The 15,831-nt window shown below is 64.7% G+C and carries 18 protein-coding genes; 10 read left to right on the forward strand and 8 right to left on the reverse strand.

Annotation, left to right across the window (positions count from 1 at the left end; translation table 11 throughout):
- Positions 1–9: 9 nt before the first annotated feature.
- Both ACVW16_RS32495 and ACVW16_RS32500 read right to left on the reverse strand, forming a co-directional pair.
- On the reverse strand, positions 10–297 hold the full coding sequence (locus ACVW16_RS32495; RefSeq protein ID WP_007592476.1) for an acyl carrier protein: 288 nt from the start codon (positions 295–297) through the stop codon (positions 10–12).
- Between the two features lie 221 nt (positions 298–518).
- On the reverse strand, positions 519–863 hold the full coding sequence (locus ACVW16_RS32500) for a hypothetical protein (protein WP_456703057.1): 345 nt from the start codon (positions 861–863) through the stop codon (positions 519–521).
- Between the two features lie 219 nt (positions 864–1,082).
- Here ACVW16_RS32500 and ACVW16_RS32505 point away from each other — a divergent pair, with 219 nt between their 5' ends.
- Entirely contained in the window at positions 1,083–1,709 is a 627-nt protein-coding gene (locus ACVW16_RS32505; RefSeq protein ID WP_456703058.1) for a ParB-like protein, read from the forward strand.
- A 360-nt stretch (positions 1,710–2,069) separates the two neighbouring features.
- Positions 2,070–2,213: a hypothetical protein gene (locus ACVW16_RS32510; protein ID WP_456734824.1), complete on the forward strand. Its 144-nt coding sequence runs from the start codon at positions 2,070–2,072 to the stop codon at positions 2,211–2,213.
- Positions 2,214–2,227: 14 nt separating this feature from the next.
- On the opposite strand, the gene ACVW16_RS32515 is transcribed toward ACVW16_RS32510, so the two are convergent.
- The gene (locus ACVW16_RS32515; protein ID WP_456734825.1) at positions 2,228–2,431 is read right to left on the reverse strand and encodes a hypothetical protein; all 204 of its coding nucleotides are present in this window, start codon (positions 2,429–2,431) and stop codon (positions 2,228–2,230) included.
- A gap of 146 nt (positions 2,432–2,577) precedes the next feature.
- On the opposite strand from ACVW16_RS32515, the gene ACVW16_RS32520 reads away from it, so the two are divergent.
- The 4 genes from ACVW16_RS32520 to ACVW16_RS32535 all read left to right on the forward strand — a co-directional run bounded on the left by ACVW16_RS32520 (position 2,578) and on the right by ACVW16_RS32535 (position 4,341).
- Positions 2,578–3,309 (forward strand): Crp/Fnr family transcriptional regulator, encoded by a 732-nt coding sequence (locus tag ACVW16_RS32520; RefSeq protein WP_456703062.1) that lies wholly within the window; start codon positions 2,578–2,580, stop codon positions 3,307–3,309.
- Between the two features lie 8 nt (positions 3,310–3,317).
- Positions 3,318–3,560 (forward strand): DUF6894 family protein, encoded by a 243-nt coding sequence (locus ACVW16_RS32525; protein ID WP_456734826.1) that lies wholly within the window; start codon positions 3,318–3,320, stop codon positions 3,558–3,560.
- Between the two features lie 277 nt (positions 3,561–3,837).
- Positions 3,838–4,071: a DUF6894 family protein gene (locus ACVW16_RS32530; RefSeq protein WP_456703064.1), complete on the forward strand. Its 234-nt coding sequence runs from the start codon at positions 3,838–3,840 to the stop codon at positions 4,069–4,071.
- 72 nt (positions 4,072–4,143) lie between these two features.
- Positions 4,144–4,341, forward strand: a complete 198-nt coding sequence (locus ACVW16_RS32535; RefSeq protein WP_456703065.1) for a hypothetical protein — start codon at positions 4,144–4,146, stop codon at positions 4,339–4,341.
- Positions 4,342–4,384: 43 nt separating this feature from the next.
- Here ACVW16_RS32535 and ACVW16_RS32540 read toward each other — a convergent pair whose 3' ends face one another.
- From ACVW16_RS32540 to ACVW16_RS32550, 3 genes are all read right to left on the reverse strand, one after another.
- Positions 4,385–4,864 carry an MgtC/SapB family protein gene (locus ACVW16_RS32540; RefSeq protein ID WP_456703066.1) on the reverse strand — a complete coding sequence of 160 codons (480 nt, stop codon included), beginning with the start codon at positions 4,862–4,864 and terminating at the stop codon, positions 4,385–4,387.
- On the reverse strand, positions 4,861–5,439 hold the full coding sequence (locus ACVW16_RS32545) for a peroxidase-related enzyme (RefSeq protein WP_456703067.1): 579 nt from the start codon (positions 5,437–5,439) through the stop codon (positions 4,861–4,863). Before ACVW16_RS32545 ends, ACVW16_RS32540 begins: the two co-directional genes overlap by 4 nt.
- Before the next feature lie 66 nt (positions 5,440–5,505).
- On the reverse strand, positions 5,506–7,242 hold the full coding sequence (locus ACVW16_RS32550; RefSeq protein WP_456703068.1) for an ATP-binding protein: 1,737 nt from the start codon (positions 7,240–7,242) through the stop codon (positions 5,506–5,508).
- A gap of 426 nt (positions 7,243–7,668) precedes the next feature.
- On the opposite strand from ACVW16_RS32550, the gene ACVW16_RS32555 reads away from it, so the two are divergent.
- A complete protein-coding gene (locus ACVW16_RS32555; protein WP_456703069.1) occupies positions 7,669–8,637 on the forward strand; it encodes a catechol 2,3-dioxygenase in 969 nt (322 codons plus the stop codon).
- On the opposite strand, the gene ACVW16_RS32560 is transcribed toward ACVW16_RS32555, so the two are convergent.
- Both ACVW16_RS32560 and ACVW16_RS32565 read right to left on the reverse strand, forming a co-directional pair.
- Complete coding sequence (locus tag ACVW16_RS32560; RefSeq protein ID WP_456734827.1) at positions 8,634–12,143, reverse strand: molybdopterin cofactor-binding domain-containing protein; 3,510 nt, start codon at positions 12,141–12,143, stop codon at positions 8,634–8,636. The two genes, ACVW16_RS32555 and ACVW16_RS32560, sit on opposite strands and share 4 nt — an antisense overlap.
- Positions 12,143–12,625 carry a (2Fe-2S)-binding protein gene (locus tag ACVW16_RS32565; protein WP_456734828.1) on the reverse strand — a complete coding sequence of 161 codons (483 nt, stop codon included), beginning with the start codon at positions 12,623–12,625 and terminating at the stop codon, positions 12,143–12,145. Before ACVW16_RS32565 ends, ACVW16_RS32560 begins: the two co-directional genes overlap by 1 nt.
- 242 nt (positions 12,626–12,867) lie before the next feature.
- On the opposite strand from ACVW16_RS32565, the gene ACVW16_RS32570 reads away from it, so the two are divergent.
- Genes ACVW16_RS32570 through ACVW16_RS32580 form a run of 3 tightly spaced genes read left to right on the forward strand, consistent with a single transcriptional unit; the run spans position 12,868 to position 15,818 of the window.
- Entirely contained in the window at positions 12,868–14,325 is a 1,458-nt protein-coding gene (locus tag ACVW16_RS32570) for a 6-hydroxynicotinate reductase (RefSeq protein ID WP_456705252.1), read from the forward strand.
- Positions 14,322–15,218, forward strand: coding sequence for a UPF0280 family protein (locus ACVW16_RS32575; protein ID WP_456802551.1), 897 nt, complete (start codon positions 14,322–14,324; stop codon positions 15,216–15,218). The genes ACVW16_RS32570 and ACVW16_RS32575 overlap by 4 nt, the downstream gene beginning before the upstream one ends.
- A 15-nt stretch (positions 15,219–15,233) precedes the next feature.
- Positions 15,234–15,818: an amino acid synthesis family protein gene (locus ACVW16_RS32580; RefSeq protein ID WP_092230294.1), complete on the forward strand. Its 585-nt coding sequence runs from the start codon at positions 15,234–15,236 to the stop codon at positions 15,816–15,818.
- Positions 15,819–15,831 lie beyond the last annotated feature (13 nt).

Here is a 15,831-nt window from a genome sequence, read left to right on the forward strand (position 1 = left end):
ATCGCCCGATTAGGCGCTTGCGCCCTTGGCGGCAACCAGCTCGTCGATGCGCGCACACAGGTTCTTCAGCACGAAATACTGCTCGGTGGTGGCCTTGCCGTCGTTGACTTCCTGGGTCCACTTTTCGAGCGGCAGCTTGATGCCGAACTGCTTGTCGATCGCGAAGGCGATGTCCAGGAAATCGAGGCTGTCGATGCCGAGGTCATCGATGGCATGGCTGTCGGGCGTGATCGTGTCGCGCGGGATGTCGCAGGTTTCAGCGATGATCGTAGCGACCTGATCGAATGTGGAGGACATCACTAAGCCTTTGATATATTGCTGTATTTTTCAGGTATCCCAGAGTGGCACGGTGGGTGGACATCGCGCCCCTGATGACACCCTCTAACCCCCTCTGGACGGGTCGAGAGCCCGTATATCGGAGCGCCGCCTTGAGTTCAATGGAGCCGGACGGGACCGTGGACAGGGATGCCGGCTTGGGCGGTTTCCGCCCACGGGGTGTCCTGCGCCCGGGAGGCGGTCTAAATGTGCGGGGTCGTGATCTTGACGCAATCCCGCCGGCCCATCAGCACGCAATCCTGAGTCCGGCGCAAATCGGCGATGCTGACGGCGAGCCAGATTCCGATGGCGGTGAGGGCGATGGTGAAAGCCAAGGCCGCGATATTGGCAAGCATGCGGTGGCGGAAATCGTCCGGCTCCGCGCGCGGCTGCTCATAACGGGACAGGTCGAGCGGTTCGGGGGCTGCTGCATGCAGCTGCTGTACAATGCCGCCACCCCCGTGGATCACAGGGGAGCGCGTCGTTCGCGGCCTGAACTGGAGCACCTGGTGCTCGCCGTCCGAGGTTATGGGCCGCTGGGATTTCATGGGACGAGGGTCACTCCGAAGCAGCGATTTTTAGATAGCATAAGCGCGACGGGGGGTGCGAGAAAATCTTCTCGCCGCTGCCAGCCACGTGCCACTGCGCTGCAATAACGGCCGGCACAAAAGCGCCTCCAGTCTCGAACCCCATGTTGCCGCCACACGGCCGATGGCATAATCGGGAACTCGGACCACAGACGCCACCAGACGAGAGGTCGTTCGATCATGACCACCAACGCGCGCGAGCCGAGAGTGCACCCGGTGCCGATCCTGTCGCTGCGGCCGACGCAGATGACGGTCGGCATGCGCGAGGTCAAGGAGAAGCGCAAGCGCTGGCGCGAACACGGCAAGAAGAAGCAGGCCGATCTGCTCGGCACCCATATGATCCCCGTCGTCGCCGGACCTGACGGGCGCTATTACGTCATCGACCACCACCATCTCGGCCGCGCGCTCCACGACGAGGGCATCAAGCAGGTGCTGGTCACCGTCGTCGGTGATCTCCGCATGGTCGAGCGCGAGGCGTTCTGGGGCGTGATGGACAACAAGCGCTGGGTCTATCCCTACGACAGCAAGGGCCAGCGTCGCCCGTTCCGCGATCTGCCGAAATCGGTCGTCGATCTCAAGGACGATCCCTACCGCAGCCTTGCCGGCGAGCTGCGCCGCATGGGCGGCTTCGCCAAGGACACCACGCCGTTCTCCGAATTCTTGTGGGCCGATTTCCTGCGACGCAAGCTGACGCGCAAGGCTGTCGACGCCAATTTCGACAAGGCGCTCGAGAAAGCGCTCGCGGCGGCCAAGAGCAAGGACGCGGTCTATCTGCCTGGCTGGTGCGGCCCGGCGTCGGACGACTGACGCGTCCCGCGGAAAACATCTTCGCTCCGAAAGAAGCTCCTGTCGGCGACACGGTCCCGGTCGAAATCCTGCGCGCCGTGACGGCGCGGGCGCTGCTGTCTCATCGTTCCGGGTTTCCGAACTGGGCTTCCAAGGGACCCCTGACGCCGAATTTTGCCCCGGCTACGCGCTGGCAATATTCAGGCGCGGGACATGTGCTGCTCCAGCGCATGCGCGAAATCGCAACCGACCGGCGTGCAGCCCGATAAGCTCGATCCGATCACAGCGGCTTGAAGGAAATCATTTTCCGCGCCGACGAAACCGTCCTGAAACGGAGCCGCCCATCTAATTGCGGCAGTCGAGCTCACACAGGAGGCTCACATGCGGCGTCTGCCTTTCAGTATCGCCTTGCTCGCAGTTGCTTCAGCGGGAATCTCGGCCTCGTTTGCCGCGGTCCAGCAGGCCAGGACACTGACGTTTGCCGAGCGCTTTGCACCGGCACTTCCGCTGATGGTCAATCACTAGCGGCATACGCGCGATCATTTCGGATCTGGTAAGCCGGGCGGGGACAGCAACCGCTCCATCTCCGCGGCGGCCTCGCCATCGCGCACCTTCTGCAGCAGCGTACGGCGCTCCGTGCCGGCGGGAAGATTCTTGGCCGCGGCGCGGGCATCCTGCGTGAATTTGGTCAGGCGTTCCTGGAGGGACAGGGCCGGTCGCGTACGGTTGCGCTTGTTGGTCATGATTTGCCCTTTCGAGCGCCGACGACACCATGTGCGGCCAAGCCGCGTCCTTAACTTTTGTTGGAACCGGGCAGCGCGATCGCGGGTTTTTCTCCCGCGGCGCTGCTGCGCCGTGAGTTCCATCTCCGCGACCGGAGGCAGACAAAGTGCCCAGCGACGCGATCCGCGCCGCGCTCATCGAGCGACTGCGCATTTCGTCCGCCATCGCGGACAAGGACATCAGGGAAATCGAAGCCCTGCCGATCTCGGTGCGTGAGTTCCCCGCAGAGACGGCGGTGGTGCGCGATGGCGAGCGTGCGACAAACTGCTGCCTGATCACCGACGGATTTTGCGCGCGCTCCAAGACGATCGCGAACGGCAAGCGGCAGATCCTTTCGCTGCACATCCCCGGCGAGATCCCCGATTTGATGAGCCTGTTCCTGCACGTCATGGATCATGACCTCGCGACGCTGACGCCCGCCACGCTTGGCTTCATCAAGCATGACGATTTGCAGAAGCTGCATCGCCGCAGCCCTGATCTCGCCGAGATGTTTTGGCGCGATACGCTGATCGATGCCGCCATGTTCCGCGAATGGATCGTCAATGTCGGTCAGCGTCCCGCGCCGGCGCGCCTCGCACACGTCATGATCGAGCTGCGCGAACGCCTCAGGCTCATCGGCCGCGTGGACGGCGACAGCTTCGAGATGCCGTTGACGCAGGAGCAGGTCGGCGAAGCCCTGGGGATCACCTCGGTGCACGCCAACAGGGTGATCAAGCAGGTGCGGCAGGACGGTATCGTCGAGTTCAATCGCGGCCGCGTCACCGTGCTCGACGAGCGGAAATTCCAGGAACTAGCGGATTTCGACGTTCGTTACCTGCATCAGTCGCCAACCCTTTGAGGCACCCGATGCCGCGCTTCCATTTCGACATCCACGAGGACAGCCGCCTGATCGCGGACGAAGACGGGCAGAATCTGGCGAATGTAGGCGTCGCCCGCAAGGAAGCGATGCTCACCGGCGCGTCCATCGCGCGCGAGGCGTTTCTCACCGGCAGCGCAGATCATGTCGTCGTGGACGTGCGCGAGGACGAGCATGCGCCGTGCCTGAAGATCTCGATCACGCTCGAGGTCGAAGAGCTGGCCGACGGGTAGCCAGGGCGACGCTGTGCGCGATCGGGGACAACAACCGAAAAATAGGAACGTCGATACGAGGACGACGTCATTCCCGTGCGATCGGCCTTCCGCCCGACTGGTCGGTTGCACCTTCAGCGGCGGTCCCGGCACGTACGCGTAAGAGCCGGGATCGTCCGCTCTTGGCACGATCCGGCTACCGTTTCGACTTGGTTGCGATCGCACGAATGCGCCGGCGACAGGAACGAAATTAACATGGATTACTTTACCCGTCGGGGAGCCCCGTCGAGTATTGGTCATGCCGCGATTCTTCTTCAATGTCCGGAACGGCGATCGGTTGAACGATCGCGACGATGTTGGTCAGGAGCTTCCGGATCGGCGCGCCGCATGGGAGATGGCGACCCGGTACGCCGGCGACAGCCTGCGCGACCTCGATGGTGATCTGCAACCGGATGATGACTGGCAGCTTGACGTGCAGACGGAAGACGGCGCATGCGTCTTCCAGATCTTGGTCCGTGCGCGCCACGGGTGACCCCTGCCGGGTGCCCATCGCGCGAGCTAACGGGAACCCGGTTTTTGCCCCGACGCGACAAGGAGTAGAGGAATGAGCACACGAGACGACATTCACGCCACGCGGCGAACAGAACCGAATGGGGTCGAGCCGGCATTTTCCGAAGACGATCTGCAGCGTGAGCAGCTCGGACCGCGCGGTGTTCCCGGGCAGCCCGACAACGCCACGATGACCCCGCAGCGCGCCAAGAAAACGCCCGCGGAAGGCCATTTCGACGGACATACGTCCTGAACGCTCACGTGCATGCCGGGCGGTCGGTCACCTGAGAGGGCCGCTACGTCTGCCGATGGTCCTGGTGTGGCTCGCTCTTGCCGCCGAGCATTCGGTGCACTTGATGCTCGATGCGGCGGCCGACCGTGAGCACCGTAAAGGCGAGCCCCAGCGCGACTGCAACGATCTTCCATTGCCCGGCGCCGCAGACGATGCCGAGGCAGGCGGCCAGGAAGGTGCAGGCGGCACTGGTCAGGCCGCGGACGCGAAATCGGTCGCTCTCGTGGACGATCACGCCGGCGCCGAGAAAGCCGATGCCGGTAAGAATGCCCTGGATGACCCGGCTGGTGGCATCGACGGCCTTGCCGGGCTCGGCCAGTTGCAGCGCCAGCAGCACCACGGTCGCGGTGGACAGCCCGACGATGCCGAGCGTCTTCAGCCCGATCGGATTGCCGTGCAGATCGCGGTTGAGACCGATCGCGCTGCCGGCCAGTGTTGCGACGCCGAGGCGCAGCAGGATTTCGCTCCAGTCGAGCTCCGTCATGTTTTCGGCAGGCGCCCCATCAGATAGAATTCGTCGTTCGGCCGCATGCTGGTGAAATTCGCCAGTCGATTCGACAGGGCGAAGAAGGCGGAGATCGCGGCGATGTCCCAGACATCGTCGTCGCTGAAGCCGTGCAGGGCGAGGGCTGCGAAATCCTCCTCCGAGCTCCGCTGCGCGTCCGTCGAGATCTTCATCGCGAAATCGAGCATCGCCTTCTGCCGCGGCGTGATGTCGGCCTTGCGATAGTTGGTCGCGATCTGATCGGCAATCACAGGATTCCTGGCGCGGATGCGCAGGATCGCGCCATGGGCGATCACGCAATACTGGCACTGGTTGGCCGCCGACGTCGCCACCACGATCATCTCGCGTTCGGCCTTGGTGAGTCCGCTGTCCTTCTCCATCAGTGCGTCGTGATAGGCGAAGAAGGCGCGGAATTCGTCGGGCCGGTAGGCCAGCGTCAGGAATACGTTCGGCACGAAGCCGCTCTTTTCCTGCACGGTGAGCAGGCGCGTGCGGATGTCGTCAGGCAGGCTGTCGATGGCGGGTGCGGGGAAGCGTTGCACGGGCTTTGTCATGGCCATGGATTCCGGCTTTTGGGCCGGCAACCATAGTCGATGCGGAGGCCGTGCTCAACTTGCCCGTTACCGCAGCGGCTTCTTCAGCAGCGAGAAGCGATCGGGATCGAGCCCCAGCGAGGGCTGCAGCATCGGCGTTTCAGCAGGCGCGAGCGACCTGGCGGGCGGCGCGGCGAACACCGGGTCGTTCGGCACGTCGCGCTGCGAGGTGGCACCGCGCCAGCGCTCGAGGACGGCGCCGACGAAATGCATGTCGTGGCCGGCGCTGACCGATGGAACGCTCGAGATGGTGGCTTCGCCGCGGGGCAATTGATGGGGGGGCACTTCCTTGAACCGCAGGCGTGTCGGCAGTGCGACGCCTTCGCCGAACGCCAGCACCTCGCGGGTGCCGAGCGAGGGCACGAAGGACAAGAGGTTCGCGGCCGCGTCCGACACCGCGGCGCGCAGCAGCGCCTGGTCGCGGTCGTTGGCAAGACGCATCGTGAACAGCGTGTTGCACTGGGAGATGATGGTCGCGTCGAGCTCTGCGGGCCGCTGCGTGATCAGGCCGAGATAGACGCCGTATTTGCGGCCTTCCTTGGCGATGCGCGACACCGCCTTACGGGTCGGTCCGAAACCGATGTTGCGGTCGGCGGAGGCGTAACGGTGCGCCTCTTCGCAAACGAACAACATCGGCGAAACGCCGTCGCTCCACAGGCCGAAGTCGAAGGCCATGCGGCACAGCACCGACACGACGGAATCGATGACCTCTGCGGGAAAGCCGGCGAGCTGCATCACCGTCATCGGCTTGCCGTTGGCGGGCAGGCGGAACAGATGGCTGATCACCTCGGCCATGGTGTCGCCGCCGACATTGGCGTTGTCGAACATGAAGGCATAACGCGGATCGTTGCGGACCGCCTCGATGCGCGAGATCAGCTTGTGATAGACGATACGCGAGGAGCGGTTTTCCAGCTTGCCCATGCGCTCGTCGATCAGCGAGATCAAATCGACCAGGCGATACGGCACCGGCGTGTCGACGGTGAAGCCGATCTGCTTGGGGTCGATTCGCTTCAGGCCGAGGCGGTCGGCGCTCTGATACTGCGTGTAAATGCCCTTGGCGATCGGGATCACTTCGGCGAGGACGTCGAGTTCCTCGGGCACGCCGGCACGGCCGCCGAACAGCACGTCGACGATTTCCTCGAAGTTGAACAGCCAGAACGGCAGCTTCAGGTTCCGCGGGTTGAGCACCAGCGCGCGGTCGCCGAAGCAGCGGCCATATTCGTTGTGCACGTCGAGCAGGAAGATGCGCAGGTTCGGGCGCGCCTTCAAGATCTCGTTGAGCAGCAGCGACACGCCCGTGGACTTGCCGACGCCGGTCGATCCCAGGACCGCGAAATGCTTGGAGAGCATCTCCTCAATGTCGACATAGGCGACGACGGAACGGTCCTGCTGGAGGAAACCGACATTGATCTGATCCGAACCGGTCGGAGCGTAGATCGTGCGCAGCTCCTGGCTGGTGATCAGGTCCACGGCATCGCCGATGGTCGGATAATTGGTGACACCGCGCTGGAATTTCGGCTTGTCGGTGGCGTTGAGAATTTCGCCGAGCAGGTCGACCGAGGCGATGGCGATGTAGTCGGGACTCGACAAATTCTCGCAGGACACCTCCGTGATCATGGCGACGATGACCGAGCTGGCGCAGCGGATGCTGACGAAGCGGCCGACTGTGGCCCGAACTTCCGAGACCGGCATCCGGCTTTCCGCCAGAAGCCCGACCCGAGCGAGCGATCCGCGTACCGAAATGACGCGTCCAAAGGATGTCACGATGGATGAACCTGAAAAGTCAGACTGTTTGTCCGACTATGCCGGGACGTCGCTGCACAAACGGTTAAACGACGGGCGCGGGCGCTTTGTTAAATCCGCTACAATTCGGTCGATAGATTTGTTCGCAATGCATTTGGGAGGGGAATCGGCCGGAAAATGTCGCTTTGCCCGGCTTCCTGACCTTAAATCGAATTAAGGAAGATTTTACCATTCGCTCAGTCCGCTCGGTCTCGGGCGATGGCTGTTCATTCGGGCATGGGCGAAGGCTGTAAGGGCCGCGTTGATTTGTTGACGGGACCGAATCATTTGTACATTGGTACAAATGAACCTGCGGCCGGAGTGCCGCTGGGGCGCATCCATGAATATTGCGCCCGCGTCCGATTGCGCGATTCCCTGAACCGGATCGCCACGCCTTTGGAGGCCAACATGCAGCCCGAACCGATCCTCGATCTCGCCCATCTCGGCCACATGGAACTGCTGACGCCGAAGCCCGACGAGAGCCTGAAATTCTTTGTCGACGTCATGGGCATGACCATCAGCGGACAGAAGGGCGAGTCGGTCTATCTGCGCGGCTGGGACGATTATGAGCGCTACTCGCTGAAGCTCACGGCCTCGAAGACGTCAGGCATGGAGCACATGGCGCTGCGCGCGCGCAGCCAGCAGGCGCTCGAGCGCCGCGTCGCCGCGTTGAAGGGCTCTGGCTTCGACATCGGCTGGATCGACGGCGATATGGGGCAGGGGCCGACGTTTCGATGTCGCGACCCCGATGGCCACATCGTCGAGCTCTATTACGAGACCGAATGGTATCAGGCGCCGCCGGAACTGAAGCCGGCGCTGAAGAACCAGGCGCAGCGCTTTCCGGCGCGCGGCGTCAATGTCCGCCGGCTCGACCACCTCAACTGCCTCGCCGTCGACATCAAGGCCAACCGCGAGTTCTTCGAGAACTATCTCGGCTGCCGCCTCACCGAGCAGATCGTGCTCAATGACGGAAGGGAAGCGGCGATGTGGCTGACCATGTCGAACAAGAGCTACGATTTCGCCTATTCGCTCGACCATTCCGGCACGCCGGGCCGCTTCCACCACGTCACCTACGCGCTCGACAGCCGCGAGGAGATTCTTCGCGCGGCTGACATCTTCCTGGAGAACGGGGTGCACATCGAGACCGGTCCGCACAAGCATGCGATCCAGCAGACCTTCTTCCTCTACGTCTACGAGCCCGGCGGCAACCGCGTCGAAGTCGCCAATGCCGGTGCACGTCTCATCCTCGCGCCCGACTGGAAGCCGATCGTGTGGACGGAAGAGGAGCGCAAGAAAGGCCAGGCCTGGGGGTTGAAGACCATCGAGTCGTTCCACACCCATGGCACGCCGCCCGTGGAAGTGAAGAAGCACGCTTAGTGGGTTGAGCGCACCCGCGCGATCGTCTCGCGGACGCCGCTCCACGCCGGCTTGTCGGGCGCGAATTGCTGGCGCAGGAAGGTGACGAGCTCCTCGACCTGCGCGTCGCTCATGCTGGCCCTGAATGCCGGCATGTAGCCGAGGTCGCTCGATGCGGGCTCGGTGATGCCGTGCAAGATCACCTGCACGAGATTGTCCGAGGTCGCGCTGTGCAGATTGCTGTTGAGCGCGAGCGAGGGACGGCTGCCGAACAGCGGCAGGCCGCCGACCTCGTGGCAGACGGCGCAGGCGCCCTGATAGAGGCGCGCGCCGCTGGACGAGGCAGCGGTGACTTGCGTTGCGCTTTCGAGCTTCGTGGCCAGTGCGGGCGCGTCGACCGCGCTGTCGTTGAACGAGCCGAGATAGACCGCCATCGCGCGGATGTCCTGGTCGGGCAGGGCCTTGAGATCCCTCACGATCGGCGCCATCGGGCCGGCCGCGACGCCATGATAGCGTGAATGGCCGGTGCGCAAATAGGCGAACAGCTCATCCTCGCTCCAGGGGATCGGCGCGTGCGAGAGCGAGGTCAGGGGCGGCGCCTCCCAGCCTTCGGCAAAGCCGCCGGCGAGATAGGCGCCGCGCTGCTCGGCGCCGAGCGGATTGCGTGGCGAATGGCAGCCGCTGCAATGACCGAGGCTCTCGACCAGATAAGCGCCGCGATTCCAGGCTTGCGATTTGGCGGGATCGGGCTTGAACTCCCTGGCCCGGTGGAACAGGGCGTTCCAGCCGGCAAGCAACGGCCGGAAATTGAACGGGAAGGCCAGCGCATTCGCGGGCGCCGTCGTGCGTACTGCAGGCTGTGCCATCAGGTAGGCGTAGAGCGCCTGCATGTCGGCATCGCTGGTCTTCGAGAAGTGCGTGTAGGGGAAGGCGGGATAGAGCTGCCGGCCGTCGCGATGCAGCCCGTCGCGCATCGCGCGCTCAAAGGCGGGATAGGACCAGGCACCGATGCCGGTCTGGACGTCGGGCGTGATGTTGGTCGAGTAGATCGTGCCGAACGGCGTCTCCAACGCGCGGCCGCCTGCGTTGGGCAGGCCACTCGGGCTGGTGTGGCACTCCGCGCAATTGCCGAGGGCCGCGAGCTGCTCGCCGCGCGCGATGGTCGCCGCCGAATAGACCGATGCATCGGGCCGCGCGATCGGCGCGATGGCGCGTCCCGGCAGCATCGCCGCGCCGATGCCGATTGCGGCGGTGCAGACGGCCGCAATCGTTGCAAGGATGCCGGCGCGTTTGGCGAACGGATTCTCCCAGATGCGCGATGGAGGCGACGTTGCAGGCGCCGGCAGGACCTGCGGCACGGGCGATGGCTCACCGTGCAATCCCTCGAGAATGCGCTCCGGCGTGAACGGCGGCTCGCGGAAGCGCACGCCGGTGGCATCGAAGATCGCGTTGGCGATCGCAGCCGCGCTCGGGACCGAGGCGGACTCGCCGACGCCGAGGGGTGGCTGGTCCTGGCGCGGCAGCATCAAGACGTCGATCTTGGGCACGTCAGGGAACGGGATGACCGGATAGGCGCCCCATTCCCGCGCTGTTACCGAGCCACGTTCGAACGAGACTTCCTCCATCAACGCGCGGCTGGTGGACTGGATGACGTTGCCCTGGATCTGGTGTCGCACGCCGTCCGGATTGATCATCAATCCGGAGTCCTGTCCTGCGACGACGCGCGTGACGCTGACATCGCCGGTGGTCTTGTTCACGGCGACGTCAGCGACCCAGGCCGACCATGCCGCGCCGTAGCCTGGAAACTTGCTGTGGACGTAGAGCGCGTAGGCGAAGCCGCGCCCGTGCACGACCTCGCCGTCCTTCTCCGCGCGCACCGGCCGCGGCGTCCAGCCCGCGCGTTCGGCCACCGCATTGACGAGATCGACGGCGCGCTGGTCTTTCAGATAGCGCAGGCGGTATTCGATCGGATCGACGCCGGCCTCGGTCGCTGCCTCGTCGATATAGGATTCATGCGCAAAGGTGTTCGGCAACGCCGAAACGCCGCGAAACCAGGAGGCGCGCACGATCGGTGCCATGTCGTGGGCAACGACGCGCATGTGGTCGTAGTCGTAAGGCGGGATCGCGGTACGGTCGCCCATCTGGAGCACCGCGGGCTCGGGCGAGATGCGCCCCGTGAGCAGCAGCGCCAGCGTCGGCGCCGCGTTCGAGGGATAGCGCGTGGCGAGATCGTAACCGGCGATGCCGCCGTTGCGGTCGAGGCCGCCATTGACGTCGATCAGCTGCGCGGCGCCTTTGGGCTCCCAGGCGTGCTCCTGCTCGCGCGTCAACTGCACGCGAACGGGACGGCCGACGGCGCGCGAGAGCAGCAGGGCATCTGCCGTGACGTCATCGGCGCAGTTGCGGCCGTAGCAGCCGGCGGCTTCCAATCTAATGACCTCGACCTCGCTCTCGGGACGCTCTACGAGAAGAGCGAGATCGCTGCGCAGCACGTGCGGATTCTGCGTGCCCGACCAGACGCGGATATTGCCGTCACTGTAGTCAGCGACCGCGCAGGACGGGCCGATCGATGCGTGCATCTGATATGGCCAGACATAGGTGCGCTGCATCGGTTTGGCGGAGCCTGCAATCGCCGCGTCGACGTCGCCCTTCTCGATCAGCGTGCGCGGTGTCGACGGATGGGCGCGGAGCGCGGCCTCGACGTCAGAGAGATCCGTCAGCGTGGGCGTGGGCTTCCAGCTGACCGCGAGTTGTTGCGCGGCGCGAATTGCATTCTCCTCGCGCTCGGCCACCACGCCGACGAAATCGCCGATGTGGACGACGGCCACGAGGCCTGGAACGTCGCCCACCGACGACTCATCGACCGCGATCAGGCTGGTGCCGACGAACGGGCCGGCATCGACGCCGGAATAGGGCGGCCGAACAACACGGCCGTGCAGCATGCCCGGGACGCGGATGTCGTGCACGAAGGTCAGCTCACCCGTTGCTTTGGCAGGTAGATCGACCCGCGGCACCGACTGGCCGACGATGGCGTAGTCGCCGACGGACTTGACGGTGATGTCGTCAGCGAGTTCGAGCCGGATGGTCTCGCCGCCGATCAGCTCGCCATAGCTGACGCTGCGATTGTGACCGCGCACGAGGCCGTCCTCGATCTTCAGCTCTTCGGCCGGCAGCTCCAGCCGCTCCGCCGCCCGCGCGATCAAGAACTGGCGCGCCTGCGCTGCGGCCTTGCGCAGGGGCACCGCGGTGATCTGGATGGTTTCGCTGGCAATCGTCGCGCCCTGGTTCGGCACGACTGCGGTGTCGCCGAGCACGACGACGACGCGGGCAAAGGAGACATCAAGCTCCTCGGCGACGATCTGGCCGAGTGAGGTGCGGATGCCGGTGCCGAGATCGACATGGCCGTTATAGGCATTCACCGAGCCGTCCGCGGTGATGCGGATAAAGGTCTCTGACGTGACCTCGTCCACGGTGCGGACGACGACGAGCGAGCCGCGCTCTTCTCCGTTCGAATGCGGGGAGGCCATCAATCACCGGCCTCGGCGAGTTGGCCGGACGCGCGCATCACGGCGCGCAGGATTTCAACATGGGTGCCGCAGCGGCAGAGATTGTAGCGCAGCGCGGCGAGCGCCTCGTGTTCTGACGGCTGCGGGTTGATCGCGAGCAGCGCCTTGGTGGTCATGATCATGCCGTTGAGGCAGTAGCCGCACTGGGCGGCCTGCTCGTCGATGAAGGCTTGTTGCACGGAGTCAGGCTTGTCACGCGTGCCGAGCCCCTCGAGCGTCAGGATGTCGCGCCCGGCGCAGCCGCCCACGGGAATCACGCAGGAGCGTGCGGCCATGCCGTCGATCAGGACAGTGCAGGTGCCGCATTCACCGAGGCCGCAACCATATTTCGGGCCGTTGAGTCCGAGATCGTTGCGCAGCACATAAAGCAGCGGCGCCTGGCGCTCTGCCGTGACGTCGTTGATCCTGCCGTTCACGGTGAGGCGGATCGGTGTCTGCGTCATCCTCGTTCCCACGCCTTGCGATCGAAAATTTCTACGTCGCGACGATACCGTTTGTACACAAACGTGCAAGCGGCCATGCCGCAGTGCAGCGCAACTGCCCGCTTTGTGGACAAGGGGGGAGGCAAATGAGGTTTTATTCGGCACGCGCGTCTTTTCGCGCGCCGCGCCGCTTGACAGCTATCGGGACCGCGCGCAACATCGTTCGTATACGAATGATAACCGCGGTGGCCTCCGGCTTTGACATGGTGATGGAAACAACGAGCGCTGCCACCGACAAGATCCGCTGCGATGCCTGTCCGGTGATGTGCTACATCAAGCCCGGCGCGGCGGGCGCCTGCGATCGCTACGCCAACCACGAGGGCAAGCTCGTGCGCGTCGATCCGCACGTGATCCTCGAGCGCACCGTCGAGCATGGCGGCAAGCTCGTTCCGTTCAGCCGCACCGAAGACTGGGACGGCAAGCTTGTCCACGAGCCCTCGACCTTCGTGACCGCGATCGGGGCGGGAACGACTTATCCCGACTACAAGCCGGCGCCGTTCATCGTCTCCTCCGAGGTTGATGGTGTCGACATGGTGACCGTCGTCACCGAGGGCATCTTCTCCTATTGCGGCATCAAGGTGAAGATCGACACCGACCGCTATCTCGGTCCTGAGACCGCGACCGTGCGCGCGCAAGGCGAGGCGGTCGGTCACGTCACGACCAGCGAATACGGCTCGCAGATGTTGTCGCTGGGCGGCGTGCATCATCTCACCGGCGGCTCCAAGAAGGAGGGCCGCGTCACCTGCGACACGCTGATGGACCTGGCCAATTGCAAGGCGGTGGAACTGACCATCGACGGTGGCGCCAGCGTGGTGGTGCAGGCCGGGCAGCCGCCGATCGTCAACGGCGTGAAAGAAGAGCGCATGCGCGTCGGCTGTGGCTCGGCGACGATCGGCATGTTCGCCAAGCAATGGCATGGCAAGGTGGATGAAGTCGTCGTGGTCGACGACCACATCACCGGCGTGCTCTCCGAGCATCAGGCCGGCAAGCTGCTCGATATCGCCGACACCGGAATCAAGATGAAGGGCCGGCGTTCGACGCCCGGCCGCTATTTCCAGGTCGCCGATCCCGGTACGGGCTGGGGCGGCACCAACATCTCCGATCCCTTGGCGATCCTCGGTCCGTTCGACGCCAAGGAGGCCAGGCCGGGCCTCTCGATGCTGATGGTGTCCACCACCGGCGAGCATTCGTCTTACTACGTGCTCGACGATGCCTTGAAGCCGGTCGAGACCGAGATGCCCGCCGACCTGAAGTTCTCGGTCGAGCGCATCCAGGAGAATTGCGAGCCTGCGCTGTGCACGGTGCTGTTCATGGCCGGGGCCGGCGGTTCCTTGCGCGCGGGCGTCACCGACAATCCGGTGCGGCTGACGCGCTCGGTGAAGGACGCGCTGACGCGCGTCACCAGCGGCGGCGCGGCGGTGTACGTTTGGCCCGGCGGCGGCATCACCTACATGGTGGATGTGACGCAGATGCCTTCAGGCGCGTTCGGCTACGTGCCGACCCCGGCGCTCGTCGCGCCGATCGAGTTCACGATGAAATTGTCCGACTATGCCGCGCTCGGCGGCCACATGGATCACGTCAAGCCGCTGTCCGAGGTCAGGAGCGGCGACGATGTCCGTCAGCTCTCCTGGCACAACCCGATCCCGGGACCGCGGCCATGACGAGGCTGCCGCAAATCGCCTTGCTGTCTGATGGCCGGCGGCTGCATTTGCAGGACGGGCCGATTGATCTGGTCATCGAGGCGAGGGGGCGTGCCGGCGCCGTGCGTGCGGCCTATGAGGCTGCGGCGCAGCGGTTCAACGGTCTGCTCGATGAACTCTGTGCGGAACTGCCTGAGCTGCGCAAGCCCGCCGAGCAGCGCACTTCGCTTAAAGGCGTCGTGGCGCGTCGGATGCACGCCGCAGTCGCGCCTTTTGTCTCGGATGGCTTCATCACGCCGATGGCCGCGGTTGCCGGCAGTGTGGCCGAGGAAATTCTCGGCGCGATGCTGGACGCTGCGTCGCTTGACCAGGCCTACGTCAACAATGGCGGCGATATCGCGCTGCATCTCGGGCGCGGCGAGCATTTTTCCGTTGGACTGATGGATCGCCCCGATCGCGACGGTGTGATGCGCACCATCAGGGTCGACGAGGATGACGCGGTGCGCGGCATCGCGACCAGCGGCCGCCACGGCCGCAGCTTTTCACTCGGCATCGCCGATGCGGTGACGGTGCTGGCGGCGACGGCTTCGCAGGCCGACGCGGCGGCGACTGTGATCGCCAACGCCGTCGATCTGCCCGGGCATCCGGCCATCGTCAGGCAACCCGCAAACGAGCTTCAGCCCGACAGCGATCTTGGCGCGCGTCTTGTTACCCGCGGCGTCGGCGAGATCGCGCGTAGCAAGATCACCGCAGCGCTGGAATCTGGCGCGGAATGTGCACGTCAATGCTTCGATCGCGGATTGATCGAGGGTGCCGTTCTCAGGCTTTGTGGTGATATGCTTGTCATCGGAACCAAGGATATAAGAGAGCAACGATCGCGCCCGCTGGTGCTGGAGAACGCGGTCGATGCGTGAACAGGGAAGTGCAACATGAGCGCGATCATCCGCAAGATCGTCACCGTCGTCGAAGAGACGCGGATGGAGATGGGCCGCCAGGTGTCGCCGCCGACCCGGCGGGCGGCGGCGATCGCCGTGATCGAAAATCCCTTTGCCGGACAATATGTCGAGGATCTCTCGCCGCTGATCGCGATCGGCGAGGAGCTCGGTGATCTGCTGGCGAAGCGCGCCGTGGCGGCGCTCGGCATCGATGGCGCGAAGGCGCACAGTTACGGCAAGGCCGCGGCCGTCGGCGAGAATGGCGAGCTCGAACATGCCGCCGCAATCCTTCACCCGAAGATGGGTGCGCCGGTGCGCAAGGTGCTGAGCAAGGGCGCGGCGCTGATTCCGTCGTCGAAAAAGCGCAGCGGGCCGGGCACGACGCTGGACATTCCGCTCGGCCACAAGGACGCGGCCTTCGTACGCAGCCATTTCGACGGCATGGAGGTGCAGATCAACGACGCGCCGCGCGCCAACGAGATCATGGTCGCGGTCGCCGTTACCGACAGCGGCCGTCCGCTGCCGCGCGTCGGCGGGCTGACGGTTGCAGAGATCAAGGGCGAAGACGGGTTGAAATAGAAGACGTGACGAG

This window comes from Bradyrhizobium sp. USDA 4474, assembly GCF_054057515.1.

Coding starts and splice junctions, on each gene's coding strand:
- ACVW16_RS32500 (WP_456703057.1), bottom strand. CDS start 863: ATGAAATCCCAGCGGCCCATAACCTCGGACGGCGAGCACCAGGTGCTC.
- ACVW16_RS32525 (WP_456734826.1), top strand. CDS start 3,318: ATGCCGCGCTTCCATTTCGACATCCACGAGGACAGCCGCCTGATCGCG.
- ACVW16_RS32555 (WP_456703069.1), top strand. CDS start 7,669: ATGCAGCCCGAACCGATCCTCGATCTCGCCCATCTCGGCCACATGGAA.
- ACVW16_RS32570 (WP_456705252.1), top strand. CDS start 12,868: ATGGTGATGGAAACAACGAGCGCTGCCACCGACAAGATCCGCTGCGAT.
- ACVW16_RS32575 (WP_456802551.1), top strand. CDS start 14,322: ATGACGAGGCTGCCGCAAATCGCCTTGCTGTCTGATGGCCGGCGGCTG.
- ACVW16_RS32580 (WP_092230294.1), top strand. CDS start 15,234: ATGAGCGCGATCATCCGCAAGATCGTCACCGTCGTCGAAGAGACGCGG.
- ACVW16_RS32560 (WP_456734827.1), bottom strand. CDS start 12,143: ATGGCCTCCCCGCATTCGAACGGAGAAGAGCGCGGCTCGCTCGTCGTC.
- ACVW16_RS32535 (WP_456703065.1), top strand. CDS start 4,144: ATGAGCACACGAGACGACATTCACGCCACGCGGCGAACAGAACCGAAT.
- ACVW16_RS32495 (WP_007592476.1), bottom strand. CDS start 297: ATGTCCTCCACATTCGATCAGGTCGCTACGATCATCGCTGAAACCTGC.
- ACVW16_RS32530 (WP_456703064.1), top strand. CDS start 3,838: ATGCCGCGATTCTTCTTCAATGTCCGGAACGGCGATCGGTTGAACGAT.
- ACVW16_RS32505 (WP_456703058.1), top strand. CDS start 1,083: ATGACCACCAACGCGCGCGAGCCGAGAGTGCACCCGGTGCCGATCCTG.
- ACVW16_RS32510 (WP_456734824.1), top strand. CDS start 2,070: ATGCGGCGTCTGCCTTTCAGTATCGCCTTGCTCGCAGTTGCTTCAGCG.
- ACVW16_RS32565 (WP_456734828.1), bottom strand. CDS start 12,625: ATGACGCAGACACCGATCCGCCTCACCGTGAACGGCAGGATCAACGAC.
- ACVW16_RS32515 (WP_456734825.1), bottom strand. CDS start 2,431: ATGACCAACAAGCGCAACCGTACGCGACCGGCCCTGTCCCTCCAGGAA.
- ACVW16_RS32540 (WP_456703066.1), bottom strand. CDS start 4,864: ATGACGGAGCTCGACTGGAGCGAAATCCTGCTGCGCCTCGGCGTCGCA.
- ACVW16_RS32545 (WP_456703067.1), bottom strand. CDS start 5,439: ATGACAAAGCCCGTGCAACGCTTCCCCGCACCCGCCATCGACAGCCTG.